General features: G+C 70.5%; 11 protein-coding genes. 2 read left to right on the top strand and 9 right to left on the bottom strand.

Going from position 1 to position 16,616, the window contains the following annotated elements:
• Positions 1 to 25: 25 nt before the first annotated feature.
• The 5 genes from AQJ46_RS35015 to AQJ46_RS34995 form a co-directional block, all read right to left on the bottom strand.
• Positions 26 to 1,669, bottom strand: coding sequence for an ABC-F family ATP-binding cassette domain-containing protein (locus AQJ46_RS35015; RefSeq protein ID WP_059209378.1), 1,644 nt, complete (start codon positions 1,667 to 1,669; stop codon positions 26 to 28).
• Between the two features lie 48 nt (positions 1,670 to 1,717).
• A complete protein-coding gene (locus AQJ46_RS35010) occupies positions 1,718 to 2,746 on the bottom strand; it encodes a hypothetical protein (RefSeq protein WP_059209377.1) in 1,029 nt (342 codons plus the stop codon).
• Between the two features lie 149 nt (positions 2,747 to 2,895).
• Positions 2,896 to 4,596: a BCCT family transporter gene (locus tag AQJ46_RS35005; protein WP_059209376.1), complete on the bottom strand. Its 1,701-nt coding sequence runs from the start codon at positions 4,594 to 4,596 to the stop codon at positions 2,896 to 2,898.
• An 88-nt stretch (positions 4,597 to 4,684) separates the two neighbouring features.
• The gene (locus AQJ46_RS35000; RefSeq protein WP_059209375.1) at positions 4,685 to 5,926 is read right to left on the bottom strand and encodes a M14 family metallopeptidase; all 1,242 of its coding nucleotides are present in this window, start codon (positions 5,924 to 5,926) and stop codon (positions 4,685 to 4,687) included.
• Positions 5,923 to 7,896 (bottom strand): Xaa-Pro dipeptidyl-peptidase, encoded by a 1,974-nt coding sequence (locus tag AQJ46_RS34995; protein WP_059209374.1) that lies wholly within the window; start codon positions 7,894 to 7,896, stop codon positions 5,923 to 5,925. Before AQJ46_RS34995 ends, AQJ46_RS35000 begins: the two co-directional genes overlap by 4 nt.
• A gap of 161 nt (positions 7,897 to 8,057) precedes the next feature.
• On the opposite strand from AQJ46_RS34995, the gene AQJ46_RS34990 reads away from it, so the two are divergent.
• Positions 8,058 to 9,566, top strand: a complete 1,509-nt coding sequence (locus tag AQJ46_RS34990) for a M1 family metallopeptidase (protein WP_059209373.1) — start codon at positions 8,058 to 8,060, stop codon at positions 9,564 to 9,566.
• Positions 9,567 to 9,651: 85 nt separating this feature from the next.
• Here the strand turns inward: AQJ46_RS34990 and AQJ46_RS34985 are convergent, their stop codons facing one another.
• Both AQJ46_RS34985 and AQJ46_RS34980 read right to left on the bottom strand, forming a co-directional pair.
• Positions 9,652 to 10,134 (bottom strand): macro domain-containing protein, encoded by a 483-nt coding sequence (locus tag AQJ46_RS34985; RefSeq protein ID WP_059209372.1) that lies wholly within the window; start codon positions 10,132 to 10,134, stop codon positions 9,652 to 9,654.
• A 39-nt stretch (positions 10,135 to 10,173) separates the two neighbouring features.
• Positions 10,174 to 11,640, bottom strand: coding sequence for an amino acid permease (locus AQJ46_RS34980; RefSeq protein ID WP_059209371.1), 1,467 nt, complete (start codon positions 11,638 to 11,640; stop codon positions 10,174 to 10,176).
• A 226-nt stretch (positions 11,641 to 11,866) separates the two neighbouring features.
• On the opposite strand from AQJ46_RS34980, the gene AQJ46_RS34975 reads away from it, so the two are divergent.
• Positions 11,867 to 12,586: a MerR family transcriptional regulator gene (locus tag AQJ46_RS34975; RefSeq protein ID WP_059209370.1), complete on the top strand. Its 720-nt coding sequence runs from the start codon at positions 11,867 to 11,869 to the stop codon at positions 12,584 to 12,586.
• 40 nt (positions 12,587 to 12,626) lie between these two features.
• Here the strand turns inward: AQJ46_RS34975 and AQJ46_RS34970 are convergent, their stop codons facing one another.
• Entirely contained in the window at positions 12,627 to 14,255 is a 1,629-nt protein-coding gene (locus tag AQJ46_RS34970; protein ID WP_059209369.1) for a thiamine pyrophosphate-binding protein, read from the bottom strand.
• Positions 14,256 to 14,423: 168 nt separating this feature from the next.
• Positions 14,424 to 16,601: a 3-hydroxyacyl-CoA dehydrogenase NAD-binding domain-containing protein gene (locus tag AQJ46_RS34965; RefSeq protein ID WP_059209368.1), complete on the bottom strand. Its 2,178-nt coding sequence runs from the start codon at positions 16,599 to 16,601 to the stop codon at positions 14,424 to 14,426.
• Positions 16,602 to 16,616 lie beyond the last annotated feature (15 nt).

The raw sequence follows: 16,616 nt of genomic DNA, 5'->3' as shown, positions 1-16,616 counted from the left end.
TGGGCGCGCAGTTCCCCGCGCCCCTTCAGGGCGCTTCAGTCACCTTGCCCGATGAGAGCTCCAGTCGGCGGTTCACCCTCACCGCGTCCAGCATTCTGCGGTCGTGGGTGACCAGCAGCAGGGTGCCCTCGTAGGCGTCCAGTGCCGACTCCAGCTGTTCGATGGCCGGCAGGTCCAGGTGGTTCGTCGGCTCGTCCAGGACCAGGAGGTTGACGCCCCGGCCCTGGAGCAACGCCAGGGCCGCCCTCGTACGTTCGCCGGGGGACAGCGTCGCCGCCGAGCGCAGGACGTGGTCGGACTTCAGGCCGAACTTGGCCAGGAGGGTGCGCACCTCCGCCGGTTCCGTGTCGGGGACCGCCGCGCAGAAGGCGTCCAGCAGGGACTCCTCGCCGTGGAAGAGCTCGCGGGCCTGGTCGACCTCGCCGATCAGGACGCCGGAGCCCAGGGAGGACTGGCCGGAGGTCAGCGGCACCCGGCCCAGCAGGGCGCCGAGCAACGTGGACTTGCCGGCGCCGTTCGCGCCGGTGACCGCCACCCGGTCCGCCCAGTCGATCTGGAGGGACACCGGGCCGAGGACGAAGTCGCCGTGGCGGACCTCGGCGTCCCGCAGCGTCGCGACGACCGCGCCCGAGCGCGGGGCCGACGCGATCTCCATCCGCAGGTCCCACTCCTTGCGCGGCTCGTCGACGGCGTCGAGGCGCTCGATCATCCGCTGGGTCTGGCGGGCCTTCGCGGCCTGCTTCTCGCTGGCCTCGCTGCGGAACTTACGGCCGATCTTGTCGTTGTCGTTGTTCGCCTTGCGGCGCGCGTTCTTCACGCCCTTGTCCATCCACGAGCGCTGCATCTGCGCCCGGTCCTGGAGGGCGGCCCGCTTGTCGGCGTACTCCTCGTAGTCGTCCCGGGCGTGCCGCCGGGCCACCTCCCGTTCCTCCAGGTAGGCCTCGTAACCGCCGCCGTAGAGGGTGATCTGCTGCTGGGCCAGGTCGAGTTCGAGGACCTTGGTGACGGTGCGGGTGAGGAACTCGCGGTCGTGGCTGACGACCACGGTGCCGGCGCGCAGGCCCTTCACGAACCGCTCGAGGCGCTCCAGGCCGTCCAGGTCGAGGTCGTTGGTCGGCTCGTCGAGGAGGAAGACGTCGTAGCGGGAGAGCAGGAGGGAGGCGAGGCCCGCTCGTGCCGCCTGGCCGCCCGACAGGGACGTCATCGGCAGGTCCAGGTCGACCGCGAGGCCCAGGGAGTCGGCGACCTCCTCGGCGCGTTCGTCGAGGTCGGCGCCGCCGAGGTCCAGCCAGCGCTCCAGGCTGGTGGCGTACGCGTCGTCCGCTCCCGGTGCCCCGTCGACCAGGGCCTGGGTCGCCTCGTCCATCACCCGCTGGGCCTCGGCCACTCCGGTACGGCGGGCGAGGAACTCCCGTACGGTCTCGCCCGGGCGCCGCTCGGGTTCCTGCGGGAGGTGCCCCACGGACGCCGTCGGCGGGGAGAGCCTGAGCTCCCCCTCCTCCGGCGTGACCAGGCCCGCGAGCATCCTGAGCAGCGTGGACTTGCCCGCGCCGTTGGCCCCGACCAGGCCGATCACATCTCCGGGCGCGACGACGAGGTCGAGCCCGCTGAACAGGGAGCGGTCGCCGTGGCCGGCGGCGAGGTTCTTGGCGACGAGGGTGGCAGTCATCAGACCGTCGATCCTAACGGCCGCGGCGGATGCCCGGCGCTTCGATTCTCAGCGGGCCATCGCCTCCACCAGGACACTTCCCGAGGTCCGCGCCACCACGAACGATTCTCCCTTCACCGCCTTGGCGTCCAGGGCGATTCGGTGCCGGCCCGCTTCCAGGACGCCGTCGAAGACCTCGTGGGCGTGGGCGCGGTACAGCCGGTCGAGGCGGTACGCCGTCAGGCGCACCCGGCACGGTGAGGTGACCTCGACGGCCGCCTCGCCGTCGGCGGCGACCAGCCGGGTCAGCCGGCGCCGTTCGACGGGGCTGCGGTCCAGGGCGTGCTCGATCTGGGCCACGAGCAGCGGGACGATCGGGGCGAGGCCGTCGACGTAGGTCACGTCGACGCCCGCACGTTCGAAGGAGTGGCGTACGGCGGTACGTTCCTCCTCGGTGACCGCGCGGCCGAAGGCGACCGCGCCGTAACCGCGCAGTTCGTCGGCGTGGACGGCGCCCACCTCACGGGTGATGTCGGCGCCGATGCCGATGGTGCGCAGGGCGGCGGCCAGCTTGGCGAGGACGGCGACGCGGGCGCCGATGAGCAGGACGCGGCGGCGGGCGCCCTCCGGTTCGGCGCCGCCTCGGAGCAGGGAGTCGAGCGCCGCACGGTACTCGGCGCCCTGGAAGCGGAACGGCCCGATGCCGTGGTAGCCGTTGAGCTGGAGGTCCACGGCCTCCTCGGTCTGCCAGGCGAAGTCCCGCCAGATGAAGTCGTCGCCGTCCCGCTCGATGACCGCGGTGACGGCTCCACAGGCGAGGTCCTCGCACTCGGGGCAGCCGTAGATGACGTGACGACCGCTCGGAAGCGGGGCGTCCGTCTCGCCCAGGAAGCTGCGGACCTGGGCGGTGAAGATCGCGGGTGGGACGTCGGAGGCGAGCGGGGAGACGGCGTCGAGGTCGGAGAGCTGGAAGAGGAGCGGGCGGCCGTCGACGAGGAAGTCCACGAAGTCCCGGTGTATCTGAAAGTCACCGTTGGCGAGGACTCCACCGGCACGCATCGCCGGTGCCAGGCCGAAGGTCGCGTATGCGGCAGACATGGTGAGAGTATTCCCGGCTTTGGGCCGGTCTGAGCACGGCATGTGTCATTCCGCTCACGCCGGGAGGCGCGGCCCGGCGTGAGCGGCGTGCGCAGGTCGGAGGAGGACCGGTCGGAGAGGGTGTGTCCTCCTCCCGACAGGTGCCGTACTCAGCTGTGGTCGTGGCCCAGCGGGTCGCCCTCCGTCTCGGTGCCGGGGCCCGGGCCGATCTGGATCCCGAAGTCGCCGTCGTACTTCCTGTGGCCCTCGATCACGGCGAGTTCGACGGCCTCGGAGCCCATCTCGCCGCGCACGATCAACGGATCCCGGCGCAGGTCGCGCATGAGGGCGACGCACATGCCGATCATCACCAGCACGAAGGGAGCGGCGGCCAGGATCGTGAGGTTCTGCAGGCCGGTGAGCGCGTCGCCCTGGCCGCTGCCGACGAGCAGCATGATGGCGGCGACCGCTCCGGTGACCACACCCCAGAACACGACGACGAATCGCCCGGGTTCGAGGGCTCCCCGCTGGGAGAGCGTGCCCATCACGATGGACGCGGCGTCGGCTCCCGAGACGAAGAAGATGCCGACCAGGATCATCACCAGCAGGCTGGTGGCGGTGGCGATGGGGAACTCCTGGAGTACGCCGAAGAGTTGGCCCTCCGGAGTCGACTCGCCGCCGAGCGCGCCGCCCTCCTTCAGCTTCATGGCCGTACCGCCGAAGATCGCGAACCAGACCAGGCTGACCGTGCTGGGCACGAGGATGACACCGCCGACGAACTGCCGGATGGTGCGGCCGCGGCTGATGCGGGCGATGAACATGCCGACGAAGGGCGTCCAGGAGATCCACCAGGCCCAGTAGAAGACGGTCCAGCTGCCGAGCCAGTCAGCGACGCCCTTGCCGCCGCTGGCCTCGGTGCGTCCGGCGAGCTGGGGCAGATCGCCGAGGTAGGAGAAGACCGAGGTGGGCAGCAGGTCGAGCACGATGATGGTGGGTCCGGCGATGAACACGAAGACCGCGAGGATCAGGGCGAGCACCATGTTGATGTTGGACAGCCACTGGATGCCCCGCTCGATGCCGGAGACGGCCGAGAGCACGAAGGCCAGGGTCAGCACGGCGATGATCGCGACGAGCAGACCGGTGCTGACGTCGTCCATCCAGTCCAGCTCCTGGAAGCCGGAGCCGATCTGGAGGGCACCGAGACCGAGAGAGGCCGCGGAGCCGAAGACGGTGGCGATGATCGCGAGGATGTCGATCACCCGGCCCACGCCGCCGTTCGCGTGCCTTTCCCCGATGAGCGGGGTGAACACGGCGCTGATCGTCTGGCGCCTGCGCTTGCGGAAGGTGCTGTAGGCGATGCCCAGGCCGACCACCGCGTAGATCGCCCACGGGTGCAGGGTCCAGTGGAACAGGGTGGTGGCCATCGCCGTCTCCATGCGTTCGCCGGAGTTGGCGGGACTCGTGCCCGGAGGCGGGGTCGTGTAGTGCGAGAGCGGCTCGCTGACTCCGTAGAACATCAGGCCGATGCCCATGCCGGCGCTGAACATCATCGCGACCCAGGACACGGTCTTGAACTCGGGTTCCTCGCCCTCGGCGCCCAGGTGGATACGGCCGTAGCGGCTCATCGCGAGCCACAGGGCGAACACCACGAAACACGAGGCGGCCAGCATGAAGGCCCAGCCGCCGTTGTGGATCAGCCCGTTGAGCATGGAGGTGGAGACGTCCTCCAGTGAGTCCGTCGCCGCCCAGCCCCAGATCACGAACGCCAGGGTGATGGCGGCGGTGACTCCGAACACCACCCGGTCGGTCTGGCGGCCGAGAGTCCCCGCGGGGTCTTCCCGGCCACCTCTCTTCTTCAGGTCTTCCGTCATCTGCGGCACCTTCCCCTGGGGCGGTGGATACGCCTGTTTTCACACAGTTCCCCAGGACCTACCACAGGTGCCACAGATGGGAACCGCTTCAGCAGCCGGTGTCGGGCTCCCCGACCGTGAGGTGGTACGGCGCGCGTTCGTCGAGGAGCAGCGGGACGAGGGCGCGCAGGGGTTGGCGGAGCGGGACGTAGCTGCCCTTCGTCCGCACCCCGTGCAGGGCGAGTTCGTCCTTCCACTCCAGGTACTGGGCGTCGGTGAGCCGGTAGCCGCAGGGCGGGTCCTGGATCACCTCGGCCGGTTCGGGCGGGTCGTTGTCGGCGCCGCCGAGGTAGAGGGGGCCGGTGGAGGGCTTGTGGCGGGCCTCGGTGGTGGCCTTCTCGATCTGGCGGCGACGGTCGTCGGCGAAACGGAACAGGCCCTTCAGAGCGGCCAGTTGGGAGTTCACCCGGCGTCGGTTGTTGCCCGCCTCGTCGCTGTCCCCCAGCGGTTCGACTCTGCTCTCGATCAGCAGGCCGATCGCGTGCTTGACACCCGACATGTTGCGCAAAATGCGCTCCTGGCCGTCACCGGCGACCTGCTTGACCGGGTCGCCGGTGACCGGGTCGGTCCAGATGCCGTACGTGCCGGTCGTGTAGCCGGCCCGCTGGGCGGCGGGGCGTACGTACGCCTGGGACAGGGTCTCGGCCTCGTCGTGGACGGCCTGGTCGGTGTTGAGGTTGCGGGGCCAGAGGTCGAAGAGGTCCTTGTCGTAGTACCGCGGTGTGGCGGAGTACTCGTGCAGGTCGTAGATCACGTCCGGTTGCCGGTCGCGGACGACCTTCGCCATGGCGCGGGCCTCGGCGGTGGCGAGGGCGAGGTGGTCGCGGTTGATGTCGACGCCGTCACTGTTGCCACGGGTGTCGGCGGCCCGGCCGTCCGGGTTGGCGGTGGGCACGACCAGCACGGTGGTGCGGTCGAGGAAGCGCCGGGTGCCGGCGTCCTTCGCGTACGCCAGGTCGCGGACCTGGGTGAGACAGCTCTCGCGCCCGGAGGGCTCGTCGCCGTGCTGACTGCACACGAGGAGGACCTTGTCGGTGGCGTGACGTGCGCCGACCTGGACGAGGTGGAGGGGGCGGCCCTGTTTCGTCGTACCGATGCGGCTGAGGGTGACCCGGCTGCTCGCCCGGTCGACCTCGGTGAGGAAGTCCTGCTCCTCGGACTCGCTCGTCCAGCGGGCGCCGTTCGACTGTTCGAAGCCGGTGCGGGGCGGGGCCTCGGTGGCTTCGGCCGGAATCGCGACCAGGGAGGCGACCAGGGCCGCCGTGCTCACGGTGACGGTTCGGATCGTCATCCTCCCTCCGGAACACGGTGGGCGGTGCGCGGGGCCCGGACTCCGTCAAGGGCCGCTGTCGCCTCCGGTACGGCGGTCTCGGCGCCCTTCGTGGCATGGGCGAAGGCGGCGGTGCCGCCGACCAGCGGGACGCGGGCCGAGGTGCGGGAGAGGTCGATCGTGAGGGTGGGCTTGGTGGACGGCGGGTCGATGAGGTCCTTGTCGGTGCCCGCGACGATCAGGGCGAGGCGGTGGCCCGCCGGGACGACATGGTCCGTGGCGCCGAGGTCCAGGGTGATGGTGTACGCCTTGCCCGGGGTGAGCGGGACGCCCTTTCCGGGGTCGGCGTAATTGCCGAGGTCGGCCCAGCCACGGCTGACGACCGTGTAGTCGACGGCGGTGGTCTTCGCCTGCGTCCGCTTGAAGCAGGCGCTGTCACCCGACGTGCTGACACCCCAGCAGGTGCGGTCGGTGAGGGTGGCGATGCCTTCGCCCGCGGCCGCGTAGTCGCGGATGGTGTCGGGGCCGAGATCCACGAGTACGGCGGAGAGATGGGCCGTGGTGGTGGTCGGGCTCGCCGTCACGGTGACCTTGGAGGAGCCGGACAGGCGGAGGCCCTTGGTGAGGGTTCCGGTGGTGAAGCCCGCCTTGTCGGGGGTCGACGTGTCGATCCGGGCGGCCCAGTCGGTCTCGCTCAGCGCGGGGTCGTCGGTGAAGGTCTCGGTGCCCTTGGCCTTGGTCAGGCCGAGAGTGCCGACGCCGGGCTGGGAACCCTTCGAGGGGCGCAGGGTCGTGGTCGCCGTGCCGCGCGGGGGCCAGGTCTTCGAGGTGACCCACTGGTCGGGGTGGCGCTCGATGTCGGCCATCGGTTCGCGGTCGATGCCGTTGTCGTAGCCGAGGAGTTCGTGGTCGAACCAGCGGTGCAGGGTGTCGACCCAGTGCGCGCGGCGGAAGTCGAAGGGGTCGACGTGGCCGGTCTGGGAGAGCCAGATCTTGCGCTCGACGCCGTTCTTCGCGAGGGCGTCCCACCACGGACCGAGGTGCTGGAGGCGGACGTTGAGGTCCTGCATACCGTGGATCGCGAAGACGCTGGCCTTGACCTTGCGGGCGTCCTTCACGTAGTCGCGCTCGGTCCACAGCGGGGTCCGGTCGCCGGTGCGGGGCGCCTGGTCGACGAGCTTCTGCTGGACGGCGGCGCACCTGGCGCGGGCGTCGGGGCTGTCGACGTAGTCGGAGAGCCAGTCGGGGCCGGAGTCGTAGAGCGGGGCGCCCTGGGAGAAGTAGTAGTCGTACCAGGTGGAGATGGCGCTGATCGGGACGATCGTCTTCAGCCCCTCGACCCCGGTGGCGGCGACGCCGTTGGCGATGGTGCCGTCCCAGCTCTTGCCGATCATGCCGGTTCTGCCGTTGGTCCAGCCGGCCTTGGCCTTCGCTGTGCCCGTGCGGCTGGTGTAGGCGGTGGCCCGGCCGTTCAGCCAGTCGACCACCGCCTTGGCGGACTGGATGTCGGAGCGGCCGCCCACGTCCACGCAGCCGTCTGAGCGGTTGGTGCCGGCGAGGTCGACCCCGACGAAGGCGTAGCCGCGGGGCACGAAGTAGTTGTCGTAGAACAGCGGCATCTGGACGACGTCGCCCTGGGCGTCGTACGTCTTCAGCTGGCTCTCGTTGCCGCGTCCGCAGCAGGAGTAGTAGGGGCTGGCGTCCATGATGACCGGGACCTTGCGGCCCTGTTGGGCGGGTTCGCGGGGCCGGACGATGTCGACGGCGACGCGGTCGGTCTTTCCGTCACCGTCGCCGTCGAGCCGGGTGTCCACCCAGACGGCCTCGCGGACGGCGTTGCCGTACGAGTAGACCGGTTGGCTCTCTCGCGGGGCCGTCCGCTCCTGTGCGTGTGCGGTCGCGGGCACGAGGAAGGTCGCCAGCAGGGCGGCGGTGGCCGCGGCGGCTGTCGCGAGCGGTCTCCAGATCATGAAGCGCGTGCGTATCGACATGCGCGGACGGTACAGCGGTCAACTCCCGTGCAAAAGAGGGCCCCTTGAGACCATGACGGCCGAATGGCGATCGTGTGACACGGGGGTCCGTGGACACATCCAGCTCACAGGTGGTGAATAGGCTGCGAACAGACCTCGTGCCCCTACCACTTGGAGCTTTCGTGCACCGCAGACTCATCGCACCGGGCGCACTCGCGACGGCCTCCCTGATGCTGGCGATCCCGGCATCGGCGGCGGGCTCCTCCCCCGGCGCACCGGGTATCGGCGACCCCTACTACCCGGCCTACGGCAACGGCGGATACGACGTCTCCCACTACGACCTGCGGCTGAAGTACCAGCCGGCGACGGACGAGTTGGAGGGAACGGCGACCCTTCTCGCGCGCACCACGCAGGATCTGTCCCGCTTCGATCTGGACTTTCTGCTCGACGTGAGCGAGGTGCGGGTCAACGGGGCCAAGGCGTCGTTCACGACCTCCGGCGAGCACGAGCTGGAGATCACGCCGAAGTCACCCCTGGCCAAGGGCACTTCCGTGACCGTGGTGGTCCGTTACAGCGGGGTGCCGTCGTCCAAGCAGGCGTACGGCTTCACCAGCTGGCACCGCACTCCCGACGGCGGGGTCGGGGCGAACGAGCCCGAGTCGGCCTGGTGGTGGTTCCCGAGCAACGACCACCCGCTCGACAAGGCCACCTACGACGTGTCGGTCCTGGTGCCGGACGGCAGCCAGGCCATCTCCAACGGAACGCTCCAGTCGACGAGTTCACGCCTCGGCTGGACGCGCTACACCTGGCGCTCCGACAAGCCGCAGGCCACCTATCTCGCGACCCTGGCCGTCGGGAAGTTCGACATCACGACCGGGACGACCGACGGCGGGATTCCGGTCGTCAACGCCTACAGCAAGGACCTCGGGGCCAACTACGGCGCGGCGCGGGCCAGCGTCGAACGGACCGGGGAGATCGCCGACTGGCTGAGCGGGTACTTCGGGCCGTATCCCTTCAACGCGCTCGGCGGATATGTGCCGAACACCACTACCGGGTACGCGCTGGAGACGCAGACCCGGCCGTTCTACAGCCCGCGGCAGTTCGCGAACGGCTCCAACACCTCGGTCGTCGTGCACGAGTTGGCCCACCAGTGGTACGGCGACCTCGTGTCCGTGCGCGGCTGGAAGGACATCTGGGTCAACGAGGGCTTCGCCCGGTACGCGCAGTGGCTGTGGTCCGAGCACGAGGGCGAGGGGACGGCTCAGGAACTCGCCGACTACGTGTACGCCTCGCATCCGGCCGACGACACGTTCTGGACGGTGAAGCCGGGCGATCCCGGGCCGGAGAACCAGTTCGACATCGCCGTCTACGACCGGGGTGCGCTGGCCCTGCAGGCGCTGCGGAACGAGATCGGCGACGAGGCCTTCTTCACCGTGCTGAAGGGCTGGCCGCAGAAGTACGCGTACGGCAACGCGTCCGTCGCCGACTTCCAGCGGTACGCCGAGGAGGTGTCCGGGCAGCCGCTGGCGGCGCTGTTCGACACGTGGCTGTTCCAGCCGTCGAAGCCGGGGGCACCGGCGGCGCGGGGCGCGTCGATCGCGAAGGCCGGGGAGGCCGCGGACGCCTCCGTACAGCCGAAGTCGTGGAAGAAGATCGCGGCGACGAACGACGTGCACGAGCACGGCGAGTAGGGCCCGGGGTTCCGGCGAGCCGCGCTGTCCGATGGTGTCCACCCCGGCCCCGCCGGGCGCGAGCACCTCGATGTCCCGGCTCGCCTCAGGCCTCACCGTGGTCGTGGACGGTGACGGCGACACCCCGCTTCACCAGCCGCTCGTTGATCAGCGGCTCCACGCGGGACCACTTTCCGCCGGCGAGTCCGCACCCTATCCGTGGCATGTGCACGGACGCGTTGAGTTCCAACGCCTTGTCGGCCAGGCGGCCCAGAGCCACGTCGATCGCCTCGTAGCGGACCGGGACGCCCTTGCTGCCGCTCCGCATCCCCCGCTGTCCGACCATGTTGGCCACCCAGACATACGGCTCGACCTGCACGAACTGCACGGCGCCCAGCCCGAAGTCGTTCGACGCCCGCCCCCGGTGCCAGGCGCGGTAGGCGGCCTCCGGCTCGGGCCATCTGCGTGACACCGCGACGACGAAGCCCTTGCCCCAGCCCCCGAGGTCGTTGCAGACGTGCGCGATCAGCTTGGTGCCCTTCACCGACGGAGCGGTGGCGTCGCCTCGGATGTACGTGATCTCCCCCATGACGCCACCGTAGAGGGCGCCACTGACAAGGGCGTCTCGTCAGTCCGTGAGGTCGGTCAGTTCGCGGTCCGTCGTGCGGGCGACCCTGCGGCGGATGCCGAACCAGCCGCCGACCAGGAGTGCTGCGATCACCGGGATCAGCAGGAGCGTCCGGCGGCCGACCTCGGGGTCGTTCGCCATCATGCCCAGGCAGGCCAGGAGGAAGGCGATCGTGGTGATCTCCGTGGCCGGGCTGAAGGGCAGGCGGAAGGAGGGGCGGGTGACCAGGCCCGCCCGGGCGCGGCGGACGAAGACGAGGTGGCAGATCATGATGATCACCCAGGTGCTGATGACGCCCAGGGAGGCCACGTTCAGCACGATCTCGAAGGCCTGGCTCGGCATGAGGTAGTTCAGGCCGACGCCGAGGACGCAGACCGCGCAGGTGAGCAGGATGCCGCCGTAGGGGACCTGGCTGCGGTTCATGCGGGCCGTGAACTTCGGGGCCGAGCCCGCCGTCGCCATGGAGCGCAGGATGCGGCCGGTGGAGTACAGGCCGGAGTTCAACGAGGACATCGCCGCGGTCAGGACCACCAGGTTCATCACGTCACCGGCCGCCGGGAGCCCGATCTTCGACAGGACCGTGACGAAGGGGCTCTCGTCGGCCGAGTAGACCGAACCCGGCAGGAGCAGGGCCAGGAGGACGACCGAGCCGACGTAGAACAGGCCCACCCGCCACATGATCGAGTTCACGGCGCGCGGGACGACCTTCTCCGGTTCCGCCGTCTCCCCCGCCGCGACCCCGACCAGCTCCAGCGCGGCGTACGCGAAGATCACGCCCTGCATGACGAGGACGACCGGCATCACGCCGTGCGGGAGGACGCCGCCGTTGTCGGTGATCACACTCGGGCCGGGTGTCCCGTCGCCCACCTCGTGCTGAGTGGCCAGCAGGAAGATGCCGATCAGCATGAAGCCGACGAGCGTGGCGACCTTGATGATCGCGAACCAGAACTCCATCTCGCCGAAGATCTTCACCGAGATCAGGTTCACGGCGAGGACCACGGCCAGCGCGATCAGGGCCAGCGTCCACTGGGGGATGTCGGTGAACAGGCTCCAGTAGTGCGTGTAGAGCGCGATCGCGGTGATGTCGGCGATGCCGGTCGTCGACCAGTTCAGGAAGTACATCCAGCCCGCGACGTAGGCCCCCTTCTCGCCGAGGAACTCGCGCGCGTACGACACGAAGGAGCCCGAGGACGGCCGGTAGAGGACCAGCTCGCCCAGGGCACGGACGACGAAGAACGCGAAGACGCCGCAGACCAGGTAGGCCAGCGCCAGCGCCGGGCCCGCGGTGTGGAGGCGTCCTCCGGCGCCCAGGAAGAGGCCCGTGCCGATGGCGCCGCCGATGGCGATCATGTTGACGTGGCGGGCCTTGAGGTCCTTGCTGTAGCCGGCGTCGCCCGCGTCGGCGGGCACCCGGGCCGCGTCGGTGCGGGCGGCGGCCTGTGCCGATTGCACGGCGTCCTTGCTCACAGGTGGTTCCACTCTCTGGTGCGCCCCGGCAGCTCTCGCTCGGGTTTCCGGACGTGCGTCGGCCCGTACCTCTTCGCTGACGGGCACAGGCCGAGGGCTCGCCTTCCCGGGAGGCAGTCCCGCACACGGTGGCGGACGTCACAGAGGCAGAGGTCTCGAAGGTGGTCGGAACAGGCGTCACAGCAACAGGTGTCACAGCAATGGTGAGACAGCGATACTGCTCCACATGACGACCGACACCCCAACCGACGCCGAGGAGCCGACCCTCACCGTCGACGAGCTGGCCGCGCGGGCGGGGGTCACGGTCCGCACCGTCCGTTTTTACGGCACGCGAGGGCTGCTGCCGCCGCCGGTGATCGGTCCGCGGCGGGTCGGTCACTACGGCCGCGAGCACCTCGACCGCCTCGCGCTGATCGAGGAGCTCCAGCACCAGGGGATGACCCTGGCGGCGATCGAACGCTACCTGCAGCAGCTGCCGACCGATCTGAGCCCCCATGACCTCGCGATCCACCGGGCCGTGGTGGCCTCCTGGGCCCCGGACGTCGTGGAGCTGGTGACGCGCGAGGAGCTCCGGCGGCGGGCGGGACGGGCGCTGAGCGACGACGACCTGGAACGGCTCGCCGCGATGGACGTCGTACGGCGGGACGGCGACGGCTACCGCGTGGACCTGGGCCTGCTCCGGCTCGGTGTCGGACTGCTCGACGTCCCGCTGTCGCTGGAGGCGATCCTGGCCTCGCGCAAGGTGCTCATCGAGCACTCCCGGGCCGCCGCGCACGAGTTGTCGCAGCTCTTCCGGGGCGAGGTGGCCCAACGCGACGCGCAGGACGTGAAGTCACTGTCCGCGCACATGGAACCCCTGGTCGTGCAGGCCCTGTTGACGACCTTTCAGCGGTCCCTCAAGGAGGAACTGCGGGAGTGGACGCCAGAGGTGGGCGGAGGCTCCTGACACGTCCCGGGTCGGTCCGGTGCGGGGGCGCGGACTTCGGCTAGAGCCGCAGTGGTACGTCGACGAGCAGCGGCCCGGTGAGGTCGCTCGCGCCGGCCACCAGTTCCCGCAAGTGGTCGGCGCTCTCGGCGCGAACCGCCTCGACGCCGAAGAAGCGGGCGGCCTGGGTGAAGTCCAGCGGGCCCAGTTCGGTGCCGGGGCAGGTGCCTTCGACTCCCATCGCCTTGTAGGTGTCCTGGAGGGTGCGGTAGACGCCGTTGTTCATCACGACGAACAGGACGGGGGTGTTCTGGCGGGCCGCGCTCCACAGGCCCTGGAGGCCGAAGAGGGTGCCGCCGTCGCCCAGGACGGCGACGACGGGGCGGTCCGGTTCGGCGAGGGACCGGCCCACGGCGGCGCCGATGCCCCAGCCGAGGCCGCCACCGACGGTGTGGGTGTAGCTGCCGGGGTTTTCCAGGTGTACGTGCCGGCGGAGCAGGAGACCGACGGTGATGGCCTCCTCCACGACCACGGCGTCCGGTGGCAGACCACTCGCCACGGCGTGGGCTGCGGCCCAAGGTGCCAGCGGGGCCGGGGAGTAGGCGGCGCGGGCCGCGGACTCCGCGCGGTCGCGTTCGGTGGCGTGGTGTTCGCCGGCGCGGAGGATGCGGGCCTTCGCGGTGTGTTCGGGTACGCGGTCGCGGAGCAGGTCCGCCAGGCGGTGCAGGGAGGGGGCGAGGGCGCCGACGAGGCCCGTGTCGGCGGGGAAGTTACGGCCGATCTCGTCCGGGTCGGAGTCGAGTTGGAGGACGGTCAGACCGGGAGGCAGGGCGGGGCCCGGGGTGTAGTGGTGGGGGGTGAAGGCGTGGGCGCCGGCGATCAGGACGGTGTCGTACGGCGCGAGGGCGGCGCGGACCGCGTCGTGGCGGGGCGGGAGCATGCCCGCGTACAGGGGGTGTGAGGTGGGGAAGTCGAGGGCGTCCGCCATGGGCTGGTGGTGGACCACGGCTCCGCAGGCCTCCGCCGTGCGGACGAGTGCGCCGAGGGCGTCCTCACGGGCCACCGCGTCACCGGCGACGATCGCCGGGCGGGCGGCCGAGCCCAGGAGCACTGCGGCGCGTTCGATGCCGGGGGCCGGGCCGAGCGGGGGTGTGGGCGTGCGGGGTGGTATCTCCAGTTCCACGTCCTCCTGGAGGAGGTCCATGGGGAGGGAGAGGAACACCGGGCCTGCGGGCGGCCGTCGGGCGAGGGCGAAGGCCCGGCGCAGGGCCAGGGGGAGGTCCCGGGCGTGCTGGATGTCGTACGTCGCCTTCACGGCGGGCGTCGCGAGGCCGATCAGGTCGCCGGAGAGCATGGGGTCCTGCTGGAGGTGGCGGCGGTCCTGTTGGCCTGCTGTGACGACGAGAGGGGTGCGGGAGCGGCGGGCGTTGAGGAGGCCGATGAGACCGTTGGCGAGGCCGGCCGCGATGTGGAGGCTGACGAAGGCGGGGCGGCGGGTGGCCCTGGCGTAGCCGTCGGCCATGGCCACGACCGAGCCTTCGTGGACGCCGAGGACGTACTCGGGGGCCTCCTCCGTTTGTGCGAGTGCGGCCAGGAAGGGGAGTTCGGTGGTGCCCGGGTTGCCGAAGACGCGGTCCACGCCCTCGTCGCGGAGGATGTCCAGGACGGCGAGGGCGGGGCGGTGACCCATGCGGGCTCCTCGTGGCGGGAGTTGAGGTGCGACCGGCTCGCAAGCCAGCGTCGGGGAGCCCGGGGGTGTGGGGCAAGGGGGCGGGTCGGCCGTACGGGCTGAGTTGCCCGCCCCCGGACGCCGGGCGGGCGAGCCGCACTCGCCCGCCCGGCGTTCATGGCATCCGCGTCACTGGTCCCCGAAGCGCTCCCCGTTCTGCGCCTTCTCCACCAGCAACGCCGGTGGCGTGAACCGCTCTCCGTACCGCTCCGCCAGTTCACGCGCGCGGGCCACGAAGCCCGGCAGACCGCCCTCGTAGCCGTTGATGTACTGCAGGACTCCGCCCGTCCAGCCGGGGAAGCCGATGCCGAAGACGGAGCCGATGTTGGCGTCGGCGACCGAGGTCAGCACTCCCTCCTCCAGGAGTTTGACCGTGTCCAGGGCCTCGGAGAAGAGCATGCGTTCCTGCATGTCCCTGAAGGGGATCTCCGAACCCGCGCGCGTGAAGTGTTCCCGCAGGCCCGGCCACAGGGGGGTGCGCCTGCCGTCGTCGCCGTAGTCGTAGAAGCCGCCGCCCCCGCTGCGGCCCGTGCGGCCGAACTCGTCGACCATGCGGTCGATGACCGCCTCCGCGGGGTGGGGTGTCCAGGTTCCGCCCGACTCCTCCACCGCCTGCTTCGTCTCCTTGCGGATCTTGCGCGGGAGCGTGAGCGTCAACTCGTCCATCAGCGACAGGACCTTCGCCGGGTAGCCCGCCTGTGCCGCCGCCTGCTCGATCGACGCGGGCTCGATGCCCTCGCCGACCATGGCCACACCCTCGTTGAGGAAGTGGCCGATGACGCGGGAGGTGAAGAAGCCGCGGGAGTCGTTCACGACGATCGGCGTCTTCTTGATCTGCCGGACCAGGTCGAAGGCGCGTGCCAGCGCCTCCTCGCCCGTCCTCTCCCCCTTGATGATCTCGACCAGCGGCATCTTGTCGACCGGGGAGAAGAAGTGCAGGCCGATGAAGTCCGTCTGACGCTCCACGCCCTCGGCCAGCGCGGTGATCGGCAGGGTCGAGGTGTTGGAGCAGAGCAGAGCGTCCGGCTCGACGATGTGCTGGATCTCCTGGAAGACCTTGTGCTTCAGCGCCGAGTCCTCGAAGACGGCCTCGATGACCGCGTCGCAGCCGGCCAGGTCCTGGGGGTCCGCCGTCGCAGTGATGCGGGCCAGGAGCGCGTCCGCCTTCTCCTGGGTCGTCCGGCCGCGGGAGACCGCCTTCGCGCAGAGCTTCTCCGAGTAGGCCTTGCCCTTGGCCGCCGCCTGCGGGGTCACGTCCTTCAGGACCACGTCGATGCCCGCGCGGGCGCACGAGTACGCGATGCCCGCGCCCATCATCCCGGCGCCGAGTACGGCCACCTTGCGGACCTGCCGGGGGGCCACGCCCTTGGGGCGGTTGGCGCCGGAGTTCACCGCCTGGAGGTCGAAGAAGAACGCCTGGATCATGTTCTTGGAGGTCTGACCGGCGGCCAGCTCGACGAAGTAGCGCGCCTCGATGACCTGTGCCGTCTCGAAGTCGACCTGGGCGCCTTCCACCGCTGCCGCGAGGATGTTGCGCGGGGCCGGGTAGGGCGCGCCGTTGGTCTGCTTGCGGAGGGTCGCCGGGAAGGCGGGGAGGTTCGCCGCGAACTTGGGGTTGGCGGGCGTGCCGCCGGGGATGCGGTGGCCCGGCTTGTCCCAGGGCTGCTGGGACTCGGGGTTGGCGTCGATGAAGGCGCGGGCCTTGGCCAGGAGTTCGTCCTGTGTGATGGCCACGTCGTCGACCAGGCCGTTCTGCAGGGCGCGCTGCGGGGCGTACTGGGTGCCCTGGAGCAGGACCTTCAGGAGGGCGTCGGCGATGCCCAGGAGACGGACCGTACGGACGACTCCGCCGCCTCCGGGGAGCAGGCCGAGGGTGACCTCGGGGCAGCCGATCTTGGAGCCGGGTGCGTCGAGGGCGATGCGGTGGTGGCAGGCGAGGGCGATCTCGTAACCGCCGCCCAGGGCCGCGCCGTTGATCGCGGCGACGACCGGCTTGCCCAGGGTCTCGATGCGGCGCAGGTTGCGCTTGATCGCGAGGCCGCCGTCGAAGAGTTCCTGCGCGGTTTCCGGCGTGACCCGGATGAGGTCGCGCAGGTCGCCGCCCGCGAAGAAGGTCTTCTTCGCGGAGGTGATGATGACACCGCGGACGGTGTCCTTCTCCGCCTCCAGGCGGTCGGTGATCACCGCGAGGGAGTCCCGGAACGCCTGGTTCATGGTGTTCGCGGACTGGTCGGGGTCGTCGAGGACGAGGGTGACGACGCCGGTGCGGTCCTGTTCCCAGCGGATGGTCGTGGACTGAGTGCTCATGTGGAAGTGCTCCGT

The sequence above is a fragment of the Streptomyces canus genome (assembly GCF_001514145.1).
In the GTDB taxonomy this organism is placed as follows: domain Bacteria; phylum Actinomycetota; class Actinomycetes; order Streptomycetales; family Streptomycetaceae; genus Streptomyces; species Streptomyces canus.
Note: the sequence above shows the minus strand (reverse complement) of the source record. Positions and strands in the feature narration are given on the sequence as shown.

Coding starts and splice junctions, on each gene's coding strand:
- AQJ46_RS35015 (WP_059209378.1), bottom strand. CDS start 1,669: ATGACTGCCACCCTCGTCGCCAAGAACCTCGCCGCCGGCCACGGCGAC.
- AQJ46_RS35010 (WP_059209377.1), bottom strand. CDS start 2,746: ATGTCTGCCGCATACGCGACCTTCGGCCTGGCACCGGCGATGCGTGCC.
- AQJ46_RS35005 (WP_059209376.1), bottom strand. CDS start 4,596: ATGACGGAAGACCTGAAGAAGAGAGGTGGCCGGGAAGACCCCGCGGGG.
- AQJ46_RS35000 (WP_059209375.1), bottom strand. CDS start 5,926: ATGACGATCCGAACCGTCACCGTGAGCACGGCGGCCCTGGTCGCCTCC.
- AQJ46_RS34995 (WP_059209374.1), bottom strand. CDS start 7,896: ATGTCGATACGCACGCGCTTCATGATCTGGAGACCGCTCGCGACAGCC.
- AQJ46_RS34985 (WP_059209372.1), bottom strand. CDS start 10,134: ATGGGGGAGATCACGTACATCCGAGGCGACGCCACCGCTCCGTCGGTG.
- AQJ46_RS34975 (WP_059209370.1), top strand. CDS start 11,867: ATGACGACCGACACCCCAACCGACGCCGAGGAGCCGACCCTCACCGTC.
- AQJ46_RS34970 (WP_059209369.1), bottom strand. CDS start 14,255: ATGGGTCACCGCCCCGCCCTCGCCGTCCTGGACATCCTCCGCGACGAG.
- AQJ46_RS34965 (WP_059209368.1), bottom strand. CDS start 16,601: ATGAGCACTCAGTCCACGACCATCCGCTGGGAACAGGACCGCACCGGC.